The organism is Erwinia sp. MYb416, assembly GCF_037479575.1.
Taxonomy (GTDB): Bacteria; Pseudomonadota; Gammaproteobacteria; order Enterobacterales; family Enterobacteriaceae; genus Erwinia; species Erwinia rhapontici.
On record NZ_JBBGYT010000438.1, the window covers coordinates 490,306 to 513,626 of the forward strand.

A 23,321-nucleotide genomic window follows, 5' to 3' on the forward strand; every position below is an offset into this window, starting at 1 on the left:
AGGAAAAAACAACATCATGAATCGTCGCGACTTTATCAAAACTACCGGTGCGCTCTCCGTTGCGGCGGCCTGTTCCGGTCTGCCATTACAATCGCTGTGGGCGGCTGAAACCGCACCGGCCACCCCCAAAAAAGGGGGGCATCTGATTGTCGGTATGGATAACGCTTCCAGCACTGACCGCATCGATCCGGCATTCTGGTTTGAATCCTATATGTATTTTGTCGGTTCACAGCTGTTTAACTGCCTGGCCGAAGTGGATGAGCAGGGCAAAATCACCCCTTCACTGGCGGAAAGCTGGGAAACCCACGATGGCAGCAAAACCTGGGTGTTGAATATCCGTAAAGGGGTCCAGTTCCACGATGGCCGCACGCTGACGGCGAAAGACGTGGTCTATTCACTGAATCATCACCGTGATGAGAAATCGAGCTCATCGGTCAAAGGCTATCTGGAGCCGGTCGTCTCGTTGGAGGCTACCTCACCTGACCAGGTGACCATCAAGCTGAAAGAACCCAATGTGGAGTTTATTGCGCTGCTGAGCGATGTCCATTTTGCCATCACCGCAGAAAACGAGAACTTTGATAAAGGCATCGGGACGGGCGCGTTCATCCTGGAAAGCTTTAAGCCTGGCGTGCGCACGCTGGTGAAGCGTAATCCAAACCACTGGAACCCGGCGCGCGGTCACGTTGACTCCGTTGAAACACTGGCAATGAATGACTCCACGGCACGAGTGGCGGCCCTTGCCAGCGGTTCTGCGCACATCATCAACCGTGTGAATCCGCGCATTGTTGATCGCCTGAAAAACATGCCGACTATTCAGCTGCTGCGCTCACGCGACAGCCAGATTTTCACTTTCCCGGGCCTGGCAACTGCAGCTCCCTTTAACACCCTGGATGGCCGCCTGGCGCTGAAATACGCCATCGACCGCGAACAGATCATTAAAACCGTGCTGGGTGGCTACGGTACTGTTGCGAACGATAACCCGATTTTCCCGTCCAGCCCGTACTTTGCTAAAGACATTCCGCAGCGTCCGTATGACCCGGAAAAGGCGAAATATCACTGGCAGAAAAGTGGCTTCAGCGGTCCGCTGGTGTTGTCGGTGGCTGAAGCTGGCTTCCCGGGTGCGGTCGATGCTGGCCAGCTGTATCAGAACTCGGCTGAACGTGCTGGCATTCCGCTGAAAGTGGAACGCGTGCCGGACGATGCCTTCTGGGATAACGTCTGGATGAAGAAACCTTTTGTTTCGTCCAACTGGTCGCTGCGCCCGACGGCCGATGCGCTGCTGTCGCTGGTGTTCACCAGCAATGCCCCGTGGAACGAGTCGCAGTGGAAAGAGCCCGCGTTTGACCAGTTAGTCACTGCTACGCGTGGTGAGCAAGATGAGCAGAAGCGCCGTCAGATCTATCATGACATTCAGGTGATGCTGGTGGAGAAGGGCAGTGAAATTATCCCTCTGTACGCCGATGCGCTTGATGCATCCAGTACCAAAGTGAAGGGCTTTGTTGCTATCCCTGGTTTTACCATGAGCGGTAACCGTGCCGCTGAAAAAGTGTGGTTTGCATAACAGCGAATGAGTCATTTTAGTGAACGTCGGGGGAAGGGTCACTTTCCCCTGTTAAAACTGACGGCCCTGCGTTTGCTGGCCGGTGTGGTGATGCTGCTGGTGGTATCGATACTGATTTTTGCCGGCATCCAGTTGCTGCCGGGCAGTGCCGCCACGGCGATCCTCGGTCAAACGGCCACGCCACAGGCGGTGGCTGCACTCAATCAACAGCTGGGGCTGGATCAGCCTGCGCTGGGCCGCTATCTGGCCTGGTTGGGCGGCGTGCTGCACGGCGATTTTGGTCACAGCTTTACCAGCCGTGAAGCGATCGCCCCGGTGCTGCTTGATCGTCTGGCCAATACCCTGTCACTGGCCTTTTTCACCGCCATTGTCGCGGTGCCGCTGGCACTGACGATTGGCTTTATCTCCGCGCGCTACCAGGGAAGCTGGATCGATCGGCTGCTGAATCTGTTTACTCGCGCTGCCGTTTCGCTGCCGGAATTTTTCTCCGGCTATCTGCTGATCCTGATCTTCTCTATCACCCTGTTCTGGTTGCCGAGTAACAGCAGTATTGCTGATGATATGCCGCTGGGCGATCGCCTGCTGGCCATTGCTTTGCCGTGTATGACGCTGATCTTCGCCATTCTCGGGCATATGAGCAACATGACGCGTGCTGCGCTGGTCAGTGCGCAGAATGCCGCGTATGTCGATACCGCCCTGATGAAGGGGTTATCGCCCTCCGCCATTCTGTTCCGTCATGTGTTACCGAACGCCTGGGGGCCCATCATTAACGTGATTGTGCTGAACCTGGCCTGGCTGATGGTCGGTGTGGTCATTGTTGAAAACGTCTTCGTTTACCCTGGTCTCGGCCAGTACATGGTGGACAGTATCAGTAAGCGTGATATCCCGGTTATCCAGGACTGTGCACTGCTGCTGGCGGGTATTTATATCCTGCTGAATCTGCTGGCCGATGTTGTCGCCCTGCTGGCAAACCCGCGCCTGCGCCACAGTCGCTAACGAATAGTCATGCTATACACCCTGACAGCACTGATTGAGGCTGGCAGGGTTTTACAAGGAACTGATGTGGATGTTTAGGCTGAAACTTGCTGTGTTGCCCGGTGCCATCGGGCTGGTGTTGTTTGTACTGGTGGCACTTCTGGCTCCGTGGCTGGCACCGTATGCGCCCGGCGACGTGGTGGGCAGCGCCTGGAGTGGCGTGACGCCGGAAAACTGGCTGGGCACCGATAACCTCGGGCGCGATCTTCTCTCTCGTCTGATCTGGGGTACCCGTACTTCACTGAGCGTCAGCGCGGTGGCTACGCTGCTGGCCTTTGCCATCGGCACCTTCCTCGGTTTTATTGCGGGCTATTACCGTGGCTGGGTCGATCAAGTGATCTCGCGCGTTAATGATATTTTGATGGCGATCCCAACGCTGATTTTAGCCCTGGTTGTGCTGGCGATGCTGCCAAAAACCATTCCGGTGATCGTGGCGGTGCTGGGCATCCTCGAATCAACCCGTGTGCTGCGCGTATCACGTTCGCTGGCGCTGGATATCGCGGCACAGGAATTTATTGAAGTCGCACGTTTGCGCGGCGAACGGCTGGGCTGGGTATTGTGGCGTGAGATCCTGCCCAATGCCTTTACCACGCTGATTGCGGAATTTGCCCTGCGCTTTATCTTCATTCTTTTATTCCTGTCGGCACTCTCTTTCCTGGGCTTAGGGATCCAGCCGCCAACTGCCGACTGGGGTGGCCTGGCGCGTGATAATAAAGATGGCATCCTGTTTGGCGTCTGGGCGGCACTGATCCCCGGCGCGGCAATTGCCCTGCTGGCACTGGCATTAAACAGTGTTGCTGACTGGCTGTTAAGCCAGCATAGCCGTAGCTGGCAGGAGTAGAAGATGAGTGAACAACCGCTGTTAAGCGTGAATAAACTGCGGGTGACCGCGGGAGATGCCGTCCTGGTTGACGATATCTCCTTTACCCTGCGCAAAGGAGAAGTGCTGGGATTAATTGGTGAATCAGGTGCCGGGAAATCGACCATCGGCCAGGCCGTTTTGGGGCATTTTCGCCACGGAATGACCCTGAGCGGTGGGCGAATCCAGTTTGCCGGGCAGGAACTGACCGCACTATCGGAACGCCAGTGGCGCAAAGTCCGCGGGGTGAAAATTGCCTACGTGGCGCAGTCGGCCAGCGCCGCTTTCAACCCGGCGAAGAAAATCGGTGAACAGGTGATTGAAAGCACGCTTCGTCACCGGGTGATGAACCGACAGGCTGCCATTCGCCGCGCGATTGAGATCTTCGCCCAGCTACAACTGCCGCAGCCGGAGGTGTTTTTCCACCGTTACCCGCATCAGGTGTCCGGTGGGCAGCTTCAGCGGGCGATGATTGCGATGGCGATCTGCGCCGGGCCGGAACTGATTGTGTTTGATGAGCCGACCACGGCGCTGGACGTGACCACTCAGCTGGAAGTGCTCAAGGCGATTCAGCAGGTTATTCGTCAGACCGGCGTTGCGGCACTATATATCAGCCACGATCTGGCGGTGGTTGCCCAGCTCAGCCAGCGCATTATGGTCCTGCGCCACGGCCGTGAAGTGGAAAGCGGTGAGACGGTCTCGCTGCTGACGCCGCCCGCGCAGGACTACACCCGCGACCTGTTGCACAGTCACGGTGAACCGCATCAGCCGCGCAGCGCGACATTGCCGCTGTTGAGCCTGCGCGATATCAGCATTGGCTATCATGGCGACCCGGTACTGCACGCGGTCTCGCTCACGGTCGGACGGGGACGCACGCTGGCGCTGATCGGCGAGTCTGGCGCGGGTAAATCAACCCTCGGCCGGGCAGTATGTGGCCTGGTGGCACCCTCAGAAGGGGATATCACCTTTAACGGTCAGCGGCTGCCTCCACAGCTGCGCCAGCGCTCGCGTCAGCAGATGCAAACCATCCAGATGATTCATCAGCATCCCGATACGGCGCTTAACCCCCGTCTGACGATTGGTCTGCAAATTGAACGTGCCATGGTCTGTCTGACGTCGCTGACGGCACAGCAGCGCCAGGCCCGGGTGGTGGAACTGCTGGAGAAAGTCGGCCTGTCGCCACTGCTGGCCGCGCGCTACCCCCATTCGCTGTCCGGCGGGCAGAAACAGCGTGTTTGCATCGCACGGGCGCTGGCGGTAGAGCCGGAGCTGATTGTCTGTGATGAACCCACCTCGGCGCTTGATCCGCTGGTGGGACGTGAGGTACTGGCGCTGTTGAAAAAACTGCAACAGGAAACCGGCGTTTCACTGCTGTTTATCACCCACGACCTGCATGTGGTCAGAGCCGTAGCCGACGAAGTCATGGTGTTACGTTATGGCAGCGTGGTGCGTCAGGGACGTCTGGAGCAGGTATTCACCGCACCGCTGGATGATTATACCGCGCAGTTGCTGCGGGCAGTGCCGGAAATGCGCCCCGGCTGGCTGGAGGAAGCCAGCGTGCCTGTAACCCAAATGTAAAAATAAAATGTAAACCAACGGTAAATGAATAAAGTTACGCCGCTGGTTTACCGATAACCCTGTGCTGATGGACGACAAAGATCGTCCAATTTATCTGTAAACACACCGGGGATATCGCATGACCATAACTAAACGGCTGTTCTTGATTTTCACCTTACTGGCGCTGTCATTAATCGCGCTGTCGGCGTATTCCCTCTCAGCGTTAAGCGGTTTCCAGTCCCGTTTTGAATTTGTGCAGGTTAACGCCATTCCCAGTATTAAAGACCTCGACAAAACAATCGGTGCTGCCAGCGAACTGCGTCTGGCGTTGTATGAACATCAGAGTGAAAATAACGACAGCAAGCAGCCCCCCATTGAAACTAAAATAGACCAGATTGTTGGCCAGCTAAAAACGCTGACCGACTACTACATGGCCAATGACATTTCTAACGATACCGACCGCAGCATGACTCAGGATGCACTGAATACCATTACGGCAATTCAGGCCGCGCTTCCTGAGTTTATTACTGCTTCCCGTGCCCATGATGATGCGCGCGCATTGCCGCTGTTACAGGGTGAAAACGGCGTGGGTGCAGCGGTTCGTAAGCTGGCAAACGGTTTACAGGCACAGATTCAGCTCAACATCGATGCCAGTAATGAGCTGCGTCGTGAGAACACGGAGATCTACGGTAAGGTCTTCTGGGGCATGCTGATTTTTGCCACGGCGGCGATTGTTGTGTTGGGCCTGCTGGCGGTGAAAACCATCTTCAGCGTGCGTAACAGCCTGAACGGGATGCAGAACCTGATGGTGTCGGTCAGCGAGACGCTGGATCTCAGCCAGCAGGCAGATGCCTCGCGTAATGATGAGATCGGTAAAACCGCTGCGGCCTTTAACAGCCTGATGGCGCGTGTTTCTGGCGTGCTTGGCTCTGTGACCTCTTCCGCTCAGTCTGTCAGTTCCGCATCCACCCAGATTGCGGCCGGCAACGAAGATCTTTCTGCGCGTACCGAAGAACAGGCTGCCTCACTGGAGCAAACCTCCGCCAGCATCAGCACCCTGAACGATACGGTCAAACAGAGCGCCGAAAATGCCCGTCAGGCCAGCTCGCTTGCCAGCACCGCTAACGATCTGTCAGTCCACAGTGGGAATGCCGTTACTGCGATGGTCGGCACGATGGATAAAATCAAAATCAGCTCCAGTAAAATTTCTGACATTACCGGATTGATTGAAGGCATTGCTTTCCAGACCAACATCCTGGCGCTGAATGCGGCGGTAGAAGCGGCACGTGCTGGTGAGCAGGGGCGTGGTTTTGCCGTGGTCGCGAGCGAAGTACGTAATCTGGCACAGCGTTCATCGACCGCTGCCCGCGAGATTAAAGATCTGATTGTCACCTCCGCGCAGCTGGTGGAGAGTGGCGCAGTGCAGGCGGCCGATGTCGGTGAGAATATGGCTAAGGTGCAGGGGTCAATTCGTCAGGTGGCGGATATTGTCGGTGAAATGGCTGCGGCGACCTCTGAGCAGAGTCAGGGCATCGAACAGGTGCATCTGGCGATTGGTCAGATGGATACCGTGACCCAGCAGAACGCCGCGCTGGTTGAAGAAGCGTCGGCGGCATCGCAGTCGTTGCAGGAGCAGGCATCGACCCTGAGCCAACTGGTATCGGCATTCAGGTTGCAGGCCGATCGCCGTGTTCCGGTCGAAACTCATCAGAAGAAAGTACCGGCCATTGCGCCCGCCGCGCGTTTAGCGAAACCTGCGGCGGCAGCTGTGGATGATAACTGGAGTTCTTTCTAAGCGTTGATGGAAAGGGTCGGGCATGCCCGACCCCTACCGGGAGGCGGTATTTGTAGGATCGGGGATACCCGACCCCTGGCGGGAGGGGGTATTTGGGGGGGCGGGCCCCCCCCCCACCCCTGGCGGGAGGCGGTATTTGTAGGATCGGGGATACCCGACCCCTGGCGGGAGGCGGTATTTGTAGGATCGGGTATACCCGTCCCCTGGCGGGAGCCGGTATTTGTAGGGGCGAGGCACGCCTCGCCCGCTGTTATTACTGGTGTGCAATCACCGAGGCAATTACGCCCGTCGCCACCGCAATCAAGACATAATTGCCGTCAACGTTCATCCAGCGATGACCGGATGGCGGCGATTTCAATCCGCGTTTTTTCCAGTCACTGACCTGATACCCTTTCCCCCGATACTGCTGCGGCAGGGCGTGGCCCCGGCGGAAGTCAGGCTTCTGCTGATGCTCTGCCTGCTGGTGACTACGCTGTTGATGCTGCGATGTATGCTGGGGCCGTGCGTCATGACCTTGTTGCGGGCTTTTCTGCTGTTGTTGATGCTGTGGCTGCTGTGGATGTTTGACCGGCTGCTGCTGGTCTGGGCCATTACCGGGACCCTGAGCAAAGGCACTCAGACTGCTGCTGGCACAAATCATGACCGAGAGGGCAATCGTGGCGATCTTTTTCATCTTATTATTCCTTGCGATTGAATCAATGTTCAGACAGAAGGAATGTGGCGTCTGGCGGGCGGTTGAACAAGGGTAAAAGTCTGAAGTCGCCGGGTTTAACGGAATCTTTAAACTTCCTTAACGCAATGCCGGGCACCTCTCCACAGTGTGCCCGGCATCCGTGCTTAATCTGCGCCCGGGTAGGCCTGCTCCAGCAGCCAGCGCTGTTGTTCCACGCTGTAGGTCACCAGGCTGTTTTTGCTGTTAGAACGGGCCAGAACCCAGTCGATCTCTTGTTTGTTCAGGGCGGGAGGAGATTGCCAGAACGGGTGAATCGCGTTATCGGTCAGCCAACTGGCCAGCCGTCTTGCCGTTGCCCCTTCTCCCAGCGGGAACAGGGCCGCACCCAGCTGCTGCATCAGGGCGATCTGCTGCGGATGTTCGCTCTCATTCAGCAGATGCAGGAACGGCAGCAGCAGGCGACCGCACACTTCCCCATGATGGAAATCCCTGATAGCACCCAGCTCTCCGGCGATACCGTGGATCACGCCCAGCCCGGCCATGCTCAGGCTCTGCCCGCCGAGCCATGACGCCATCATCATCTGTTCACGCGCCTCATTACCAGCTTCATCCTCCTGATTAAGCGCCGCCCAGCCGCGCATAAAGGCCCGCATCCCACTGATGGCGGTCTGTTGGGTAAAGGCATTGCCGTTCTGGGAGAGATAAGCCTCAAACAGGTGCGTAAAGGCATCGATACCGCAGCAGGCCAGCACATGATCTGACGCACCGCGCAGCAGGTCTGGGTCGAGGATCGCTATTTGCGGCACAAAGTTAGCGTGGCGTAATGACGCTTTGACGTTGAGCTTATTTTTGTCGGTGATCACGGCATTTTGCGTCACTTCGCTGCCCGTTCCCGCCGTAGTGGGGATCGCAATCAGCGGAAGTGTGGCACCACTCACGGCGGTATCGCCGACTTTTTCCAGATAGCGCAGGGTATTAAGCGGATGCTGGCTGAGTGCGGCAACCGCTTTGGCAGCATCCAGCACGCTGCCGCCGCCAATAGCGACCACGCGTTTAGCCTTATCACGCCAGCGTGCCACCCAGGCATCGATCTCATCAGGGGAAGCTTCATGACTGACGATTTCCACGCCGCACAGCAGGGGCTCCAGCTGGGGTTGAAGCTGTTGCCAGGCGCTGCCGTTAAGAAACGAACGGCCACAGAACAGCAGCGTGGGCAATAGCGGATCGTTCAGCAGCGGGACCAGTTGTTGCAGGCTACCGCGGCCAAAAAAAGTGTGTCGGTTAGTAATCAATTGACGCGTGGACATCGGCAGAAGTTCTCGCAGGTTAAGGGCAGGTAAAGGTGATCGCCTGGTCTTTCGGGGCGTTAATAATCGCGAAACGATGATCGGAAATACGCTGTGCCAGCCAGCCATCCGGCGTGGTGGCTGAGGGAATATAGAGCTGGCGATCGTTGGACTGTAGTGGCCCGCTGTCGAGCCTGAGGTCTGGCAACTCAACGGAGAATGAGCTGAAGCGGTCAATAATCATCGCCTGGGTGGCCCCCTGCGGTTGCCCGGTCAAGGTTTGTATCTCCCCGGGACACGACTGACCTTTATAGTCTGAGGAGCACGCAGCAAGCAGAAAGACCAGCGAAGGCAACAGTATACGGATGGCACGCTGCGGTGAAGGGAGAGAGGGCAACAGCCAGTGTCCTGAATTCGGCATAGTACATCCTGTTAGTGGCGGTTCCACATTGGGTGTGATGCGACTGATTATAGCCCGGCCCGATAATAACGTCATTGTAGAGTCATGCTTCTCTGGATAGTTAGTGTTCACTATCGCTGTGTAGCATAAGATTCAATAACCCTCTATTTTGTAACGTTAAAATGAATCAATTCAGCCAAAACGTTAACAATAGTTCGCAAGCAAATTAATGAGTGCTACAATCGCCACCGTTTTGTGACATGCATCACATAAGTGCTGGCAGGGACGCGTAACTGCCGTACAGAAAAAGACGTCAGCGCGTAACAGGGAAGCGTTCTTTGTCGATGAACTGAGCAAACCTGACCAGGGGTTATATACTTTTGACGAGGTTGCCTGGTGAAGACAAAGCCGTGTACGTCAGGGAACGTCGGGCGCTTACCGGGCTGGGCCGGGTAAGACTTTTAGCATTATTTTTACTTATCGAATAATTCCAGTGAATAATAAAACCTCTGCTTACTTTCTGACGCCTCTGTTTCTGATGACGCCTGCTGCTGTCAGCTATGCACAAACGTCTACCGATGCCGCCCCTGTTCAGGGACAGGAATCGTCCCTGATGGTGATTAAACAGCGCACGGGCCTGTCCGAACTGGATACCCCGGCAGCGGTCAGCGTGGTGGACGGCGACGAGCTGCGCCGTGCCAGCGCTCAGGTGAACCTTTCCGAAAACCTTGGCGGCGTGCCGGGGCTGCAAATTCAGAATCGCCAGAACTATGCTCAGGATCTGCAACTGTCCGTGCGCGGCTTCGGCAGCCGTTCCATGTACGGTGTGCGCGGCGTGCGGCTGTATGTTGATGGCATTCCCGCCACCATGCCGGATGGGCAGGGGCAGACGTCGAACATTGATATTAACTCGGTGGGCAAGGTGGAAGTGCTGCGTGGGCCTTATTCTGCGCTGTACGGCAATGCGTCCGGCGGCGTGGTGAATATTGACAGCGAAACGGGCAGCCAGCCCACCACGCTGGAAGCGGGCACTTACTTCGGCAGCTACGGCTCATGGCGTAACAGCGTCAAAGCCAGCGGCGCCACCGGTGATGGCACCCAGGCGGGGGACGTGAATTACACGATTTCCGGTTCGCGCTTTACCACCCACGGCTTCCGCGACCACAGCGGTACGCAGAAAAGCCTCGGTAACGGTAAGCTCGGCGTGCGTCTTGATGATGTCAGTACCCTGACGCTGATGTTTAACAGCGTCTCCGTGGATGCTAACGATCCCGGTGGTCTGACGGAAGAAGAATATAAAGCCAATCCGCGCCAGTCGCCGCGTGGCGATAACTTTAATACCCGTAAGAGCCTCGACCAGACTCAGGTCGGCCTGCGTTATCAGCGTGAGATGAGTGAAAACGACCAACTGACGCTGACCACCTGGCACGGCGAGCGCCACACTACGCAGTATCAGTCGATCCCTTATGGTACTCAGCAGCTCGCTACCTATCCGGGCGGCGTCATTGTGCTGGAGCGTAAATATCAGGGAGTGGATACCCGCTGGAAGCACGACGGTCAGCTCGGCTCTGTACCGGTGACGCTGATTGGCGGCCTCGACTATGAAACCATGACCGAACGCCGTCAGGGCTTCCAGAACTACAATACGGTCAACGGGGTTAACCAGTTCGGTGAGAAGGGCGATCAACGCCGCAACGAAAAAAACACCATGTGGAACCTCGATCCCTATCTGCAAACCAGCTGGCAGCTGACGCCAAAGTGGACGCTGGATGCCGGGTTGCGCTACAGCACGGTGAACTTTGATTCCACCGACTACTATATAACCAGTGTTAACGGTGATGACAGCGGCAGCGCGCGCTATCACAAGCTGCTGCCGATGGGCTCGGTGAACTATGCGGTGACCGATGCATGGAATCTTTATGCTTCTGCCGGGCGTGGTTTCGAAACCCCGACGATTAATGAGCTTTCTTACCGTTCGACTTCCGGTACGCAGACCGGTCTGAACCTGGGGCTGAAACCCGCGACCAGCGACACCGTTGAACTGGGCAGTAAAACCCGCATCGGTTATGGCCTGCTGACCGCCGCTGTGTTCCAGACCAATACCGATAACGAGCTGGTGGTCGACAGCAGCTCCGGTGGTCGTGCGGTGTACAAAAATGCCGGAGAAACGCGCCGTCGTGGCCTGGAGCTGGGCTTTGACCAGCAGTTCGCGATGGACTGGCACCTGAAGCTGGCGTGGACATTGCTGGATGCCACGTACCGCAATGAAACCTGTAATGCGACAGGTACAAGCTGTACCCCTGCGGGTAACCGCCTGCCCGGTATTGCGCGCAATATGGGCTACGCTTCACTGGCGTATGCACCGGAAAGCGGCTGGCATGCCGGTGCCGATATTCGTTATATGAGTGACATTCAGGCCAATGATGCGAACGATGCGCAGGCACCGTCCTACGCCGTGACCAGCCTAAACAGTGGCTACCGTTTCAACTGGAGCCAGTGGTCGCTGGACCTGTTTGGCCGCGTCGATAACCTGTTCGACCGTGAGTACGTCGGCTCCGTTATCGTGAATGAAGGCAATAACCGCTACTACGAACCTGCACCGGGGCGTAACTGGGGCGGCGGTGCCACCATGACGTATCAGTTCTGAGTATTTCGCCGAAGACAATACGGCAATGAATCCAGTAATGGCCTGCTGAAGCGCCTGCAGTGGCGGGCCAACGACACCGTATGGATAGGAAGTATAAAACTAAAAGATTGGGCTCTCGCTTAATCGATGACTTTAAATTTTGGTAAGGTTCAAACTATGCAAAGTAAAGCATCAAGAATACTGATCCTGTTAACAGCGATTTTCGCCACTCTGAGTGGTCTGTATCTGTTAATTGGCGGTATCTGGTTGGCTAAACTGGGTGGCTCGCTCTACTACATCATCGCTGGTGTGGTTCTGCTGATCACAGCTTTTATGCTGTATCGCCGCCGTGGCGCAGCGCTGCTGTTCTACGCACTCTTTCTGCTGGCGACCACTATCTGGTCACTGTGGGAAGTGGGTTCCGACTTCTGGGCGCTGACACCGCGTCTGGACGTCACCTTCTTCCTCGGCCTGTGGATGGTGCTGCCGTTCATCTGGCGTGGCCTGGGTTCAACGGGTACATTCCCTCGCGTGGCACTTTCAGCCGTGCTGGTGTTTGTGGTCGCGGTGCTGGCTTACTCGGTGTTTAACGACCCGCAGGAAATCAACGGCACGCTGAGCCAGGATCAGGCCGCGGCGGCCCCGGCTGACGACGGTATTCCGGCAGGTGACTGGCCGGCTTATGGCCGTACGCAGGGCGGTACGCGTTACTCCCCGCTGAAGCAGGTTAACGACACTAACGTTGATAAGCTGCAGGAAGCCTGGACCTTCCAGACCGGCGACCTGAAAACACCTAACGATCCGGGTGAGATCACCAACGAAGTCACGCCAATCAAAATCGGCGATGCTTTGTATCTGTGTACTGCGCACCAGCAGCTGTTTGCTCTGGATGCGGCGACGGGTAAGCAGAAGTGGAAGTTTGATCCGAAGATGAAGACGGACCCGACGTTCCAGCATGTGACCTGTCGTGGTGTGTCTTACTACCAGACGCCAGAAGCCGCAGCGACCCCGGCCGGAACTCAGCCTGCGCTGTGCTCACGCCGCGTGTTACTGCCGGTCAATGACGGTAGTCTGTATGCGCTGGACGCTGAAACCGGCGCTCTGTGCCCGGAATTCGGCGACAACGGTAAGCTGAACCTGCAGAGCAATCTGCCTTACAACAAAGTGGGTTCTTACGAACCAACGTCACCGCCCATCATCACCAGCACCACTATTGTGATGGCCGGTGCGGTCACCGATAACTACTCAACCAAAGAGCCGTCCGGTGTGATCCGTGGTTTCGATGTCAACACAGGTAAACTGCTGTGGGCCTTCGATACCGGCGCGAAAGATCCAAACGTGATTGCGGAAGGCGAGCAGCACTACACGCCGAACTCTCCGAACTCATGGGCTCCGGCGTCTTACGATGCCAAACTGGACCTGGTTTACCTGCCAATTGGTGTTTCGACCCCTGATATCTGGGGCGGTCACCGTACCCCGGAAATGGAGCGTTTCGCCACGGGTATGCTGGCACTGAATGCCACCACCGGTAAGCTGGCCTGGTTCTATCAGACGGTTCACCACGATCTGTGGGATATGGACGTTCCGGCACAGCCAACGCTGGCTGATATCAACGACAAAGACGGTAACAAGGTTCCGGTCATCTACATTCCGACCAAAACCGGTGACATCTTTGTGCTGAACCGTACCAACGGTAAGCCTGTTGTTCCGGCACCGGAAATGAAGGTTCCGGGTGGCGCAGCCAAGGGCGATCACGTTTCCCCTACGCAGCCTTACTCTGAACTGAGCTTCCGCCCGAAAGCCCAGCTGGCCGGGAAAGATATGTGGGGTGCCACTATCTACGATCAGCTGATTTGTCGTGTGATGTTCCACCAGTTACGTTATGAAGGTCCGTTCACTCCGCCATCTGAGCAGGGAACTCTGGTGTTCCCGGGTAACCTCGGTATGTTCGAGTGGGGCGGTATTGCCGTGGATACCGATCGTCAGGTTGCGGTCACGAATCCAATGGCGCTGCCGTTTGTTTCCCGTCTGATCCCACGTGGTCCGGGTAACCCGAATGAGCCGGATGAGAATGATAAGGGCGGTACCGGTACTGAGTCCGGCGTTCAGCCACAGTACGGCTTGCCGTACGGCGTGACGCTGAATCCGTTCCTGTCTCCGCTGGGCTTCCCATGCAAACAGCCTTCATGGGGCTACATCTCTGCGGTTGACCTGAAAACCAACGATATCGTGTGGAAAAAACGTATCGGCACCGTGCGCGACAGCTCACCGGTTCCGCTGCCGTTTAAAATGGGTATGCCAATGCTGGGCGCGCCGGTGACGACGGCCGGTAACGTGTTCTTCATTGCTGCCACCGCCGATAACTACCTGCGTGCATTCAACGTCTCTAACGGCAAACAGCTGTGGGAAGCGCGTCTGCCAGCGGGTGGCCAGGCGACACCAATGACCTATGAAGTGAACGGTAAGCAGTATGTGCTGATCGTTGCGGGTGGCCACGGTTCGTTCGGCACCAAGCTGGGTGATTATGTGAAAGCTTATGCGCTGCCTGACAGCAAATAACGGCGGTTAACCTCGGGCGAGGCATGCCTCGCCCCTACGAATGATGCAAAGCAAGATCGCTCTTCGTAGGGGCCGGGTATGTCCGGTCTGTTTGACTCGTACCGACGACAATCCTGTAGGGGTCAGGCATGCTTCGCCCCTACGAATGATGCAAAGCAAGATCGCTCTTCGTAGGGGCCGGGTATGTCCGGCCTGTTTGACTCGTACCGACGACAATCCTGTAGGGGTCAGGCATGCCTGACCCGCAAAGCAAAAGGGCGACTGTGAAGTCGCCCTTTTTTTTATGCCAGCGTTTTCAGCGCCGTAATCTGTTCCCGCCAGCGGGCCAGCGCCGCTACTTCATCGTTCAGACTGAACGTTAACCCACTGGTCACCGTGGCATAAGGTGCCCGATGGGCGATCACCTGCTTAACCTCAGCGCTGAATACCGCCAGTTTAAGATCGGTCAGCGTTTCCGGGCGTGCCTCTGCCAGTGCCTGAATCTCCACCACCGCATCATTGAGCACCAGTGCCAGCGTGATCCTGCCATCCCGCTTCAGATTGCGCGTGGTGGTGGAGTCTGGCCAGATGGCAAACAGCAGCTCATTCGGGGAGCAGGCAATGATTTCCCCCAGGCTCAGCTGTGCCGCATAGGGCCAGCCATTTTCACCCACGCTGGACAGACGAATCGCCTGATACCGATGGCTTTCAGGTATTGAGCCGTCAAGCAGGGTCAGCAGAGCAGGCGGCAGTGTAGGGTTGTTCATCAGTCGTTCCTTCAGTTGATTAGGGTACGACCATTTTACCACGAACAATCACTTTACCCGGTTTGACTTCACTTTCGGTGGCCCGGCGGACCGCCAGATTGATCACCTGCCAGGCCATCTCATGCAAATCATGGGCAATACACGGGAAGTGGAAGCCGTAAATCGGTGCATGTGAGATCTCATCAATACTGAACAGCGAAACGTCCTGCATTGGGCTCAGCTGATGATCGATGCAGGATTTAATGATCCCCTGCGATATCTGGTTATTACAGCCGACGAAATAGTCCGGTGGGGCGTGGTGGTCAAGATATTCACTGGTGACTCTGGCGGCGACGTCCATCAAAAAATCGGCGTACAGGACCTCGAAGCTGGCGATTTTACCCTGCAAGGCCGCGCTCAGACCGGTCACGCGCTCGCGTGCCACGTTGGAGTCCTGCGGCCCGGAAACCACCACCACACGTTGCGCCTGCTGTTCCAGCAGATAACGGCCCGCCTGCAGGCCGCAGTCAAGATTATCGATATAGACCCCGCTACAGGCACTGGCATCCAGTTCTCTATCGACCAGAATCACCGGGATATTCAGCGCTTCCAGCCGGTGCAGATAAGCGGGATGGTAGTTGCAGTCTGACGAGATTACCGACAGGACGATGGCATCAACGTTATAGCCGATCAGCTTATCGATGATACGGTTCTCATGCTCCTGCGACTCCCGCGAATCAAAAATCAGCGTATCGTACCCCGCTTTTTCCGCTTCCAGCGTCATCAACCGGGTCAGCCCCCCGAAAAACGGGTTGTTCATATCCGGATTAACAATACCGATGGTTTTACTGTCACGCGCACGCAGATTACGCGCTGCGGTGTTCACCACGTAGCCCATCTCTGTGGCGGTGGCCAGCACCCGTTTCAGGGTGTCCGGATGCACTTTTTCCGGATGGGTAAAGGCGCGGGAAACGGTGATTTTGCTGACGTTTGCTTCTGCTGCCACGCTTGAGAGCGTGGCTTTAACTTTCCGGCCTGACGGCAAGGTGAACTCCTGGATATCAAATCATTTTGTACCATTGATGTATCATGACAGATCCCCAGACATGATGCGAATCAATCCGCTACAGGCTCAGACGAGGCGGTTAACGCGCGGATCAGTAAACACATCAAGGTCATCACGGCTTTCCGAAGAGAATTCCGACACCACTGCACCCTGCTTGCCGGCCTGGAACCAGTGGCGGGTGTTGGGGGCAATGGTGTACTGCTCGCCAGGCCGCAGCAAAATAAAGTGCTGTGCGGTATACCACTGTTCCGCCCCTTCCGGTAGCTGGCAGGTGCCGTTATTCAGGGTCAGGCTCTCATCATCAACAAATAACCACACCTCGCCCCATCGACAGCGGAACGTCTCCTGTTTACCCGGTGTGCCGTTAAACGGCGGGTGCAGATGCTCCGGACAGGTCTGGTGTGGAAACAGTACCAGCTCCTTGGCGCAGTAGCGCGGGCTGTTGATATAGGTGAGCAGTTGCAGGCCGGAGAGGGGGTAGTCTGGCAGGCCAAAGGTGGCGATCTCGATCTGCTGCTCCTCAGCCGCGGTGAGCAATATCGACGCTTCCTGCAGGTAGTGAAGGGTCTGGCTGATGGCCTGTTGATGTGCGCTCATGATGATCCTCTAATGATTGTGTTGTTATCGATATCATTTTTTGTGTGAGTGTTTTTGATCTTTATCGCTTGTCTGATGCCATTATTGCCCCGTTTTTTCTCCCTGAGTTACAAAAATGCTAAAATTTTAACCGTGCTCACACATTTATCACGGCGTTTCTTTTACTATCGGCGTCATATTGATGTTAACGGTATCATTTTATTATCAACAGGGAGTCATCCATGAAAGCATTGGTACTGCAGCAGGCAGGTAAAATTGCCATCGAGGATCGGGAGTTCAGCGAACATCTGGGCGATACCGATGTGCAGATCAAAATTCACTCTGTGGGTATCTGCGGCAGTGACGTTCACTATTATCAACACGGTCGCATCGGGCCGTTTGTGGTTAACGCTCCGATGGTGCTGGGCCATGAAGCCTCCGGTGTCGTGATGGCGGTGGGGAGTGCTGTTCGGCATGTGCAGCCTGGCGATCGTGTGTGTATGGAGCCAGGTATTCCGGATATGCAGTCGGCACAGTCGCGCGCCGGGATCTACAACCTTGACCCGGCCGTGCGTTTCTGGGCAACACCGCCGGTTCACGGCTGCCTGCGTGAAACGGTGATCCACCCAGCGGCCTTTACCTTCAAACTGCCGGATAACGTCAGCTTTGCCGAAGGCGCCATGGTGGAACCGTTGGCGATCGGCATGCATGCGGCGACCAAAGCCGCGATCAAACCCGGCGATATTGCGCTGGTGATCGGTGCCGGGCCGATTGGCGTGGTCACTGCCCTGGCTGCTCTGGCGGGCGGTTGCTCGGATGTCATTATCTGTGACCTGTTCGACGAAAAACTGCAGGTGGCGGCCAACTATACCGGCCTGCATGCGGTGAACAGTAAAGGCGATGCTCTGGCACAAAAAGTGGCGCAGCTGACCAGTGGCAACGGCGTTGATGTGGTGTTTGAGTGCAGCGGGGCCAAACCGGCCATCGCCAGCATCAGCCAGCATATTGCACCGGGGGGAACTGCCGTGCTGGTCGGTATGCCGGTGGATGCCGCGCCGATGGATATTGTTGCCGCTCAGGCTAAAGAAGTGACCTTTAAGACCATTTTCCGCTACGCCAATATGTATCCGCGTACCCTGCGCCTGCTGAGTTCCGGCAAGCTGCGGGTGCAGCCGCTGATCACCCAGACCTATAAATTTGCCGACAGTGTGGCCGCCTTTGAACGCGCAGCCGCAGGCAACCCGACCGATATCAAAATCATGCTGGAAATGGAGTAAGTCATGGCGCTGTATGCGGGCATTGACTGTGGTACGCAAGGCACCAAGGTGGTGATTGTTGATGACCAGCACGGCACTATTCTCGGGAGCGGCAGTGCACCCCACGCGCTGATCAGCGACGCATCCGGCAGGCGTGAGCAGCAGGCTGAATGGTGGATTACGGCGTTGAAAGAGGCTTTTCACCAGGCCGTGGCAGCAGCGGGTATCGACCCGGCGCAGATCGCTGCGCTGGCGGTTTCCGGGCAGCAGCATGGTTTTGTGGCGCTGGATGAGGCGGGAGAGGTGTTACATACGGTTAAGCTGTGGTGTGACACCAGCACTGCCGAAGAAAATGCCTGGCTGCTGGCGCAGTTAGGGGGAGAGGAGGGATCGCTGGCGCAGTTAGGGCTCACCCTGGCCACCGGCTATACCGCCTCGAAAATCTTATGGTTCCGTCAGCAGCACCCGGAACTGTGGCAGCGGCTGGCGACCATGCTGCTACCGCATGATTATCTGAATTTTTGGCTGACCGGTGAACGGCGCGCAGAGTATGGCGATGCCTCGGGTAGCGGATTGTTTGATATTCGCCAGCGCTGCTGGGATCGCCGCACCGTCGAGCTGATTGATAACAGCGGGCGTTTATGGCGTGCGCTGCCGCCACTGGTGTCGGCAGAACAACCTGTTGGCATCGTGTGCGAACGTGCTATTCAGGCGCTGGGGCTGCGTGCCGGTACACTGGTTGCCAGCGGCGGCGGCGACAATATGATGGCGGCCATCGGCACTGGCAATATCCAGCCGGGCATGCTGACCATGAGTCTCGGCACCTCCGGGACGTTGTTCTCCTGCGCTGACAGCCCGGTGGTGGCGGATTCGGCGATGATCGCCGGTTTTTGCTCCAGCAGTAATGGCTGGTTGCCGCTGATCTGCACCATGAATGTGACCTCGGCCAGTACCGCGGTACAGAACCTGCTGCAACAGGATGTGGTGGCGTTTAATCGTGCGCTGGAAGAAGCGGAACCCGGGGCAGGCGGCATGCTGATGCTGCCGTTCTTTAACGGCGAACGTGTGCCGGAGCTGCCCGGAGCCCGGGCCAGTCTGTACAACCTCGACAGTAATAATTTCACCCCGGCCAACCTCTGCCTGGCGGTGGTGGAAGGGGCGACTTACGGTCTGCGTTATGGACTGGATCTGTTTCGCCAGCAGGGCATTGAGGTCAGTGAAATCCGCCTCACCGGGGGCGGAGCCAACAGCCCGCGCTGGCGGCAGATTGTTGCCGATGTGATGAACTGCCCCGTGGTCTGCCCGCAGGAGAAAGAGAGCGCGGCGTTGGGCGCCGCGATCCAGGCTATCTGGTGCCACCGTCTGGCGTCGGGCAGCCCTCAGCCTGCCGCCGCACTGCTGGCCCGGCTGTGCCAGCAGTTTGTACAGTTGGATGAGAGCACCCGTGCCCGGCCAGACGCTGAACGGCAGCGCCGCTATGCTGACCTTTATCAGCGCTATCTGCATCGGTTGCAGAAAGAATATGAGGTGACGTTATGAGTCAGTTAGCAGATGAATCCCAGGCTGCCATGCTGCTGGAAGTCAGCGGGGTGAAAAAGAGCTTCGGGCCGGTGGTGGCGCTGAAAAATGCAGAGTTCTGTCTGCGTCGTGGTTCGATCCATGCGCTGTGTGGCGGTAACGGTGCCGGGAAGTCGACCTTTCTCAGCATCTTAATGGGCTTTATTCAGCCGGACAGCGGCGACATCTTTATCAATGGAAAGCGCTGCGAATTCTCCCACCCGAAAGAAGCGCTTGCCGCAGGGATCGCTATTGTGCAGCAGGAGCTGAGCACTATTGCTGACCTGACGGTGGCGGAGAATATCTGGCTGGGTCGGGAGCCACGCCGCTTTGGTTTTGTCGATTTTGGCCGGATGAACCGACAAACGGCGGAGCTGCTGGCTGACCTGCATTTTACCCTGTCGCCAACAGAAAAAATGCGCAACCTCAGCGTGGCTGAACAGCAGTTGGTCGAGATTGCTAAAGCCCTGTCACACGCCAACGCCGATATCATCATTATGGATGAACCGACCTCGGCCATCGGTGAAGAGGACGTGCAGAAGATCTTCCAGGCCATCACCCGGCTGGCGGAGAAAGGCAAAGGGATTATTTATGTTTCTCACCGCCTGGCAGAAATTTTCCAGATTGCCGACAGCTATACCATCTTCCGTGACGGCAGCTATATCCATGAAGGGCTGCTGGGCGATATCACTCGTGAACAGTTGATTGAGCACATTATTGGCGGCGAATTTGACAGTGAATTTGCCAAGTTCAACCAGCCAGGTGAAGAAGTGATGATGCAGGTGAATAACCTGTGCTGGGGCAAGAAGGTGCGCGATATCAGCCTGACGCTGAGGCGCGGTGAGATCCTCGGGATCTACGGGTTGGTGGGTTCCGGGCGCAGCGAATTTCTCGATCTGATCTTTGGAATCGAACATGCGCACAGCGGCACCATTCAACTGGGGGAGAAGATCCTCGGGCGGCATTCGCCCAGAGAGGCTATCGACAGTGGGATTGCCTATGTCACTGAAGATCGGAAAGAAACCGGGTTGGTGCTATGCCGTTCGGTGAATGAGAACATTAATATCGCCTCGTTTCCCGCCATCAGCCGCGCCGGGTTTATCAGTGACAGCAAAGAGCGCCAGCGTACCCGTGAGATGATTGCGCGTTTTAATGTGAAAACCCCCGATGGCGACCAGCTGGTGGGCAATCTCAGCGGGGGTAATCAGCAAAAAGTGGTGCTGGGGCGCTGGGCGCTGCTGGAACCTCAGGTGATGCTGCTGGATGAGCCGACGCGCGGGATTGATGTGGGAGCCAAAAAAGAGATCTACCGTTTTATGTCGGAATTCGCGCTCAAGGATCGCGGCATTATTATGGTGTCCTCCGAACTGTCAGAAATTATTGGAATGAGCGACCGTATATTAGTCTTTAAAGATGGCGCGCTGGCCGGAGAACTGTCGGCTGAAAATGCCACCCAGGCTGAATTAATGAAGCTGGCGGTGTAATAATCTTTTTATAACGAGAGAGTAATTGTAATGAATTCGACATCTTCTCTGACTCCAGGGCTGTCTTTCTTTACGCGTAATAAACGCCGGATGCATAAATACGGCATTATTATCGCCTTTTTTGTGCTGTGCCTGATTGTCACCGTAATTGGTGAAGTGCAGGTCGCGAACGGTGCGTGGAGCAGTAATTATTTTCTCAGTCATGAAAATACGCTGATTGTATTACGCCAGGTGTCTATTAATGGCATTCTCGCCATCGGAATGACCTTTGTTATTATTACCGCCGGGGTGGATCTGTCGGTCGGCTCTGTTCTGGCGCTAAGCGGCATTGTCGCGGCGCGCTTTGCCACCACCAACAGCGGGCTGGCCATCGGTGATACGGCACATGCGGTCATTATGCCGTTAATCGTCGCGCTGGGGATCGGCATTGTCTGTGGCCTGCTGAACGGTACGATTCTGGCTCGCTACCGCCTGCAACCGTTTATTGTCACCATGGGAATGCTGTCGGCAGCGCGTGGCCTGGCACTGCTGACCACCGATGGTAATCCGGTATCACAGCTAAACCCTGACTTTCGCGCCCTGGGTAACGGGTATCTGCTGGGCATCCCGCTACCGGTGATTATTTTTATCGTGTTGTTTGCACTGGCCTGGATACTGCTGAATAAAACGCTGTTTGGCCGCTATGTCTATGCCGTCGGGGGGAATCAAAAAAGTGCCCGCACCTCCGGGATCAGCGTGGTGAAAATCAAAGTGCTGGTCTACACCCTGTGTGCCGCGCTGGCGGGGATTGCTGGCCTTATCCTGACGGCACGCACCGGCTCGGCGCAGACCAATGCCGGGGCTGCCTATGAGCTGGATGCGATAGCGGCAGTGGTGATTGGTGGCACCAGTATGGCGGGCGGCGTGGGTACGCTGGTCGGCACGCTGTTCGGTATTTTAATTATTGGCGTCATGAATAATGGCCTGGATCTGCTGGGCGTTCAGTCTTATTACCAGCAGATTATTAAAGGGGCATTAATTGTGGTGGCAGTGTTGCTTGACCCATCACGTAAACAACAACGCGATTAATCATATTTTCCTGATGACATAAAAATATCACCCTACATAACCAGGAGTTTTCATGAATAAGTTGACTAAAATAGCGTTGCTGACGTCCGGTCTGTTAATGGGCAGCAGCGTGATTGCCCAGGCCGCACCGATTAAAATAGCGGTACTGATGTACGGTATGAAAGCTGAATTTGTACAGCTGATGGAAAAAGCAGGTAAAGAACACCCGGCAGTAAAAAGCGGCGAAGTACAGCTGACGGTGTATGACGGCCGTTACGATCCGCTGGTACAGAATAATCAGGCAGAAACCGCCATTCAGACCCATGTTGATGCCATCATCATCAACCCGATGGACTATGAAGCCAATATTGACGTGGTGACAATGGCCAACGAAGCCAAAATTCCGGTGGTGGTGACCAATGCGCGACTGAATACCGACAAAATGACCTCTGAGGTGGTATCCGATGACGTGCTGGGTGGCTATCTGGAAGCGAAGGCCGTGCTGAAAAAAATCAACTGCAAAGGCAACGTGGTGATTATTGAAGGGCCGAAGGGCGGCAGCGGCGAGATCCAGCGCGGTCAGGGTAACGATAAAGCCATTGCCGAATGTGGCGCCGGGAATGTGAAGGTGCTGGAGCGCAAAACCGCAAACTGGTCACGTGCTGAAGCGCTACCGCTGATGGAGAACTGGCTGCAGAAGCACCGGGGCCAGATTAACGGCGTGATCGCGCAGAATGATGAAATGGCGCTGGGTGCCATTGAAGCGATAAAAGGAGCCAATCTGAATGTGAAAGATTTTGCTATCGCCGGGGTAGACGGTGTGTCTGACGCTATCCGCGCGGTGCAGGCGGGTGAGATGGTGTCCATCTTGCAGGATGCCCACGCACAGATGCAGGGTTCGATTGATGTCGCGGTGCGTGCGGTGAAAGGGGAGAGTTACCAGCCGCAGTCCACTATCTGGAAACAGTACGCCGATAAGATGGCGTGGGATGATGGCAAAGCAAAACGCTACTCCGTACCCTGGACGGAAGTGACTTCGGATAATGCTACCCAGCTGCTGGATGCGCGTAAATAATACCGCTTCGGGTCACCGGCCTTGTGCCGCTGGCCCACTATCATTTCTGTATATCCCAATATGTTTTGCAACAAAATAATGAAATTTTTTTTATATTTTAGGTTTTTCCTAAGCGAATAAGTACACAACCCCTTTTATAGCTAAACCATCCATCAACCAGACTGATTTAATCTTTCCTCAGTTG

The 23,321-nt window shown here is 56.1% G+C and carries 18 protein-coding genes; 12 read left to right on the forward strand and 6 right to left on the reverse strand.

Translation table 11 applies throughout. The features are described from left to right. The first annotated feature begins 16 nt into the window (after positions 1 to 16). The 5 genes from WH277_RS11810 (at position 17) to WH277_RS11830 (ending at position 6,807) form a co-directional block, all read left to right on the forward strand. Entirely contained in the window at positions 17 to 1,561 is a 1,545-nt protein-coding gene (locus WH277_RS11810; protein ID WP_339505716.1) for an ABC transporter substrate-binding protein, read from the forward strand. A 6-nt stretch (positions 1,562 to 1,567) separates the two neighbouring features. Continuing rightward, the gene (locus WH277_RS11815; protein WP_133845665.1) at positions 1,568 to 2,557 is read left to right on the forward strand and encodes an ABC transporter permease; all 990 of its coding nucleotides are present in this window, start codon (positions 1,568 to 1,570) and stop codon (positions 2,555 to 2,557) included. 70 nt (positions 2,558 to 2,627) lie between these two features. After that, a complete protein-coding gene (locus tag WH277_RS11820) occupies positions 2,628 to 3,437 on the forward strand; it encodes an ABC transporter permease (protein WP_133845664.1) in 810 nt (269 codons plus the stop codon). Positions 3,438 to 3,440: 3 nt separating this feature from the next. Continuing rightward, positions 3,441 to 5,033, forward strand: coding sequence for an ABC transporter ATP-binding protein (locus tag WH277_RS11825; RefSeq protein WP_339505717.1), 1,593 nt, complete (start codon positions 3,441 to 3,443; stop codon positions 5,031 to 5,033). Positions 5,034 to 5,151: 118 nt separating this feature from the next. Further along, positions 5,152 to 6,807 (forward strand): methyl-accepting chemotaxis protein, encoded by a 1,656-nt coding sequence (locus tag WH277_RS11830; RefSeq protein ID WP_339505718.1) that lies wholly within the window; start codon positions 5,152 to 5,154, stop codon positions 6,805 to 6,807. A gap of 253 nt (positions 6,808 to 7,060) precedes the next feature. Here WH277_RS11830 and WH277_RS11835 read toward each other — a convergent pair whose 3' ends face one another. The 3 genes from WH277_RS11835 to WH277_RS11845 form a co-directional block, all read right to left on the reverse strand. After that, positions 7,061 to 7,480: an RcnB family protein gene (locus WH277_RS11835; protein ID WP_133845661.1), complete on the reverse strand. Its 420-nt coding sequence runs from the start codon at positions 7,478 to 7,480 to the stop codon at positions 7,061 to 7,063. A gap of 164 nt (positions 7,481 to 7,644) precedes the next feature. Further along, positions 7,645 to 8,787, reverse strand: coding sequence for an iron-containing alcohol dehydrogenase (locus WH277_RS11840; RefSeq protein ID WP_133845660.1), 1,143 nt, complete (start codon positions 8,785 to 8,787; stop codon positions 7,645 to 7,647). Positions 8,788 to 8,806: 19 nt separating this feature from the next. Further along, the gene (locus WH277_RS11845) at positions 8,807 to 9,187 is read right to left on the reverse strand and encodes a hypothetical protein (protein WP_133845659.1); all 381 of its coding nucleotides are present in this window, start codon (positions 9,185 to 9,187) and stop codon (positions 8,807 to 8,809) included. A gap of 517 nt (positions 9,188 to 9,704) precedes the next feature. Between WH277_RS11845 and pqqU the strand changes: the two genes are divergently transcribed. Further along, positions 9,705 to 11,813, forward strand: a complete 2,109-nt coding sequence (gene pqqU, locus WH277_RS11850; protein WP_425268930.1) for a TonB-dependent receptor PqqU — start codon at positions 9,705 to 9,707, stop codon at positions 11,811 to 11,813. 156 nt (positions 11,814 to 11,969) lie between these two features. Then, positions 11,970 to 14,351: a glucose/quinate/shikimate family membrane-bound PQQ-dependent dehydrogenase gene (locus WH277_RS11855; protein ID WP_339505719.1), complete on the forward strand. Its 2,382-nt coding sequence runs from the start codon at positions 11,970 to 11,972 to the stop codon at positions 14,349 to 14,351. A gap of 281 nt (positions 14,352 to 14,632) precedes the next feature. Here WH277_RS11855 and WH277_RS11860 read toward each other — a convergent pair whose 3' ends face one another. The 3 genes from WH277_RS11860 to WH277_RS11870 all read right to left on the reverse strand — a co-directional run bounded on the left by WH277_RS11860 (position 14,633) and on the right by WH277_RS11870 (position 16,739). Next, positions 14,633 to 15,097 (reverse strand): pyridoxamine 5-phosphate oxidase, encoded by a 465-nt coding sequence (locus tag WH277_RS11860; protein WP_133845657.1) that lies wholly within the window; start codon positions 15,095 to 15,097, stop codon positions 14,633 to 14,635. Between the two features lie 19 nt (positions 15,098 to 15,116). Beyond that, positions 15,117 to 16,121 carry a LacI family DNA-binding transcriptional regulator gene (locus tag WH277_RS11865; protein WP_234472221.1) on the reverse strand — a complete coding sequence of 335 codons (1,005 nt, stop codon included), beginning with the start codon at positions 16,119 to 16,121 and terminating at the stop codon, positions 15,117 to 15,119. Between the two features lie 87 nt (positions 16,122 to 16,208). Next, a complete protein-coding gene (locus WH277_RS11870; protein WP_339505720.1) occupies positions 16,209 to 16,739 on the reverse strand; it encodes a D-lyxose/D-mannose family sugar isomerase in 531 nt (176 codons plus the stop codon). A 221-nt stretch (positions 16,740 to 16,960) separates the two neighbouring features. Between WH277_RS11870 and WH277_RS11875 the strand changes: the two genes are divergently transcribed. The 5 genes from WH277_RS11875 to WH277_RS11895 all read left to right on the forward strand — a co-directional run bounded on the left by WH277_RS11875 (position 16,961) and on the right by WH277_RS11895 (position 23,137). Further along, positions 16,961 to 17,995, forward strand: a complete 1,035-nt coding sequence (locus WH277_RS11875; RefSeq protein WP_159337457.1) for an NAD(P)-dependent alcohol dehydrogenase — start codon at positions 16,961 to 16,963, stop codon at positions 17,993 to 17,995. A 3-nt stretch (positions 17,996 to 17,998) separates the two neighbouring features. Next, entirely contained in the window at positions 17,999 to 19,513 is a 1,515-nt protein-coding gene (gene xylB, locus WH277_RS11880; protein ID WP_167864122.1) for a xylulokinase, read from the forward strand. Then, positions 19,510 to 21,015: a sugar ABC transporter ATP-binding protein gene (locus WH277_RS11885; RefSeq protein ID WP_133845653.1), complete on the forward strand. Its 1,506-nt coding sequence runs from the start codon at positions 19,510 to 19,512 to the stop codon at positions 21,013 to 21,015. Before xylB ends, WH277_RS11885 begins: the two co-directional genes overlap by 4 nt. Positions 21,016 to 21,105: 90 nt before the next feature. After that, positions 21,106 to 22,083: an ABC transporter permease gene (locus WH277_RS11890; protein WP_374760155.1), complete on the forward strand. Its 978-nt coding sequence runs from the start codon at positions 21,106 to 21,108 to the stop codon at positions 22,081 to 22,083. 97 nt (positions 22,084 to 22,180) lie between these two features. Next, positions 22,181 to 23,137 (forward strand): substrate-binding domain-containing protein, encoded by a 957-nt coding sequence (locus WH277_RS11895; RefSeq protein ID WP_407647798.1) that lies wholly within the window; start codon positions 22,181 to 22,183, stop codon positions 23,135 to 23,137. Positions 23,138 to 23,321: the final 184 nt, after the last annotated feature.

Bases quoted from the DNA above. Each gene is read 5' to 3' on its own strand.
- WH277_RS11810 (WP_339505716.1), top strand. From the start codon at position 17: ATGAATCGTCGCGACTTTATCAAAACTACCGGTGCGCTCTCCGTTGCG.
- WH277_RS11815 (WP_133845665.1), top strand. From the start codon at position 1,568: ATGAGTCATTTTAGTGAACGTCGGGGGAAGGGTCACTTTCCCCTGTTA.
- WH277_RS11820 (WP_133845664.1), top strand. From the start codon at position 2,628: ATGTTTAGGCTGAAACTTGCTGTGTTGCCCGGTGCCATCGGGCTGGTG.
- WH277_RS11825 (WP_339505717.1), top strand. From the start codon at position 3,441: ATGAGTGAACAACCGCTGTTAAGCGTGAATAAACTGCGGGTGACCGCG.
- WH277_RS11830 (WP_339505718.1), top strand. From the start codon at position 5,152: ATGACCATAACTAAACGGCTGTTCTTGATTTTCACCTTACTGGCGCTG.
- WH277_RS11835 (WP_133845661.1), bottom strand. From the start codon at position 7,480: ATGAAAAAGATCGCCACGATTGCCCTCTCGGTCATGATTTGTGCCAGC.
- WH277_RS11840 (WP_133845660.1), bottom strand. From the start codon at position 8,787: ATGTCCACGCGTCAATTGATTACTAACCGACACACTTTTTTTGGCCGC.
- WH277_RS11845 (WP_133845659.1), bottom strand. From the start codon at position 9,187: ATGCCGAATTCAGGACACTGGCTGTTGCCCTCTCTCCCTTCACCGCAG.
- pqqU (WP_425268930.1), top strand. From the start codon at position 9,705: ATGACGCCTGCTGCTGTCAGCTATGCACAAACGTCTACCGATGCCGCC.
- WH277_RS11855 (WP_339505719.1), top strand. From the start codon at position 11,970: ATGCAAAGTAAAGCATCAAGAATACTGATCCTGTTAACAGCGATTTTC.
- WH277_RS11860 (WP_133845657.1), bottom strand. From the start codon at position 15,097: ATGAACAACCCTACACTGCCGCCTGCTCTGCTGACCCTGCTTGACGGC.
- WH277_RS11870 (WP_339505720.1), bottom strand. From the start codon at position 16,739: ATGAGCGCACATCAACAGGCCATCAGCCAGACCCTTCACTACCTGCAG.
- WH277_RS11875 (WP_159337457.1), top strand. From the start codon at position 16,961: ATGAAAGCATTGGTACTGCAGCAGGCAGGTAAAATTGCCATCGAGGAT.
- xylB (WP_167864122.1), top strand. From the start codon at position 17,999: ATGGCGCTGTATGCGGGCATTGACTGTGGTACGCAAGGCACCAAGGTG.
- WH277_RS11885 (WP_133845653.1), top strand. From the start codon at position 19,510: ATGAGTCAGTTAGCAGATGAATCCCAGGCTGCCATGCTGCTGGAAGTC.
- WH277_RS11890 (WP_374760155.1), top strand. From the start codon at position 21,106: ATGCATAAATACGGCATTATTATCGCCTTTTTTGTGCTGTGCCTGATT.
- WH277_RS11895 (WP_407647798.1), top strand. From the start codon at position 22,181: ATGGGCAGCAGCGTGATTGCCCAGGCCGCACCGATTAAAATAGCGGTA.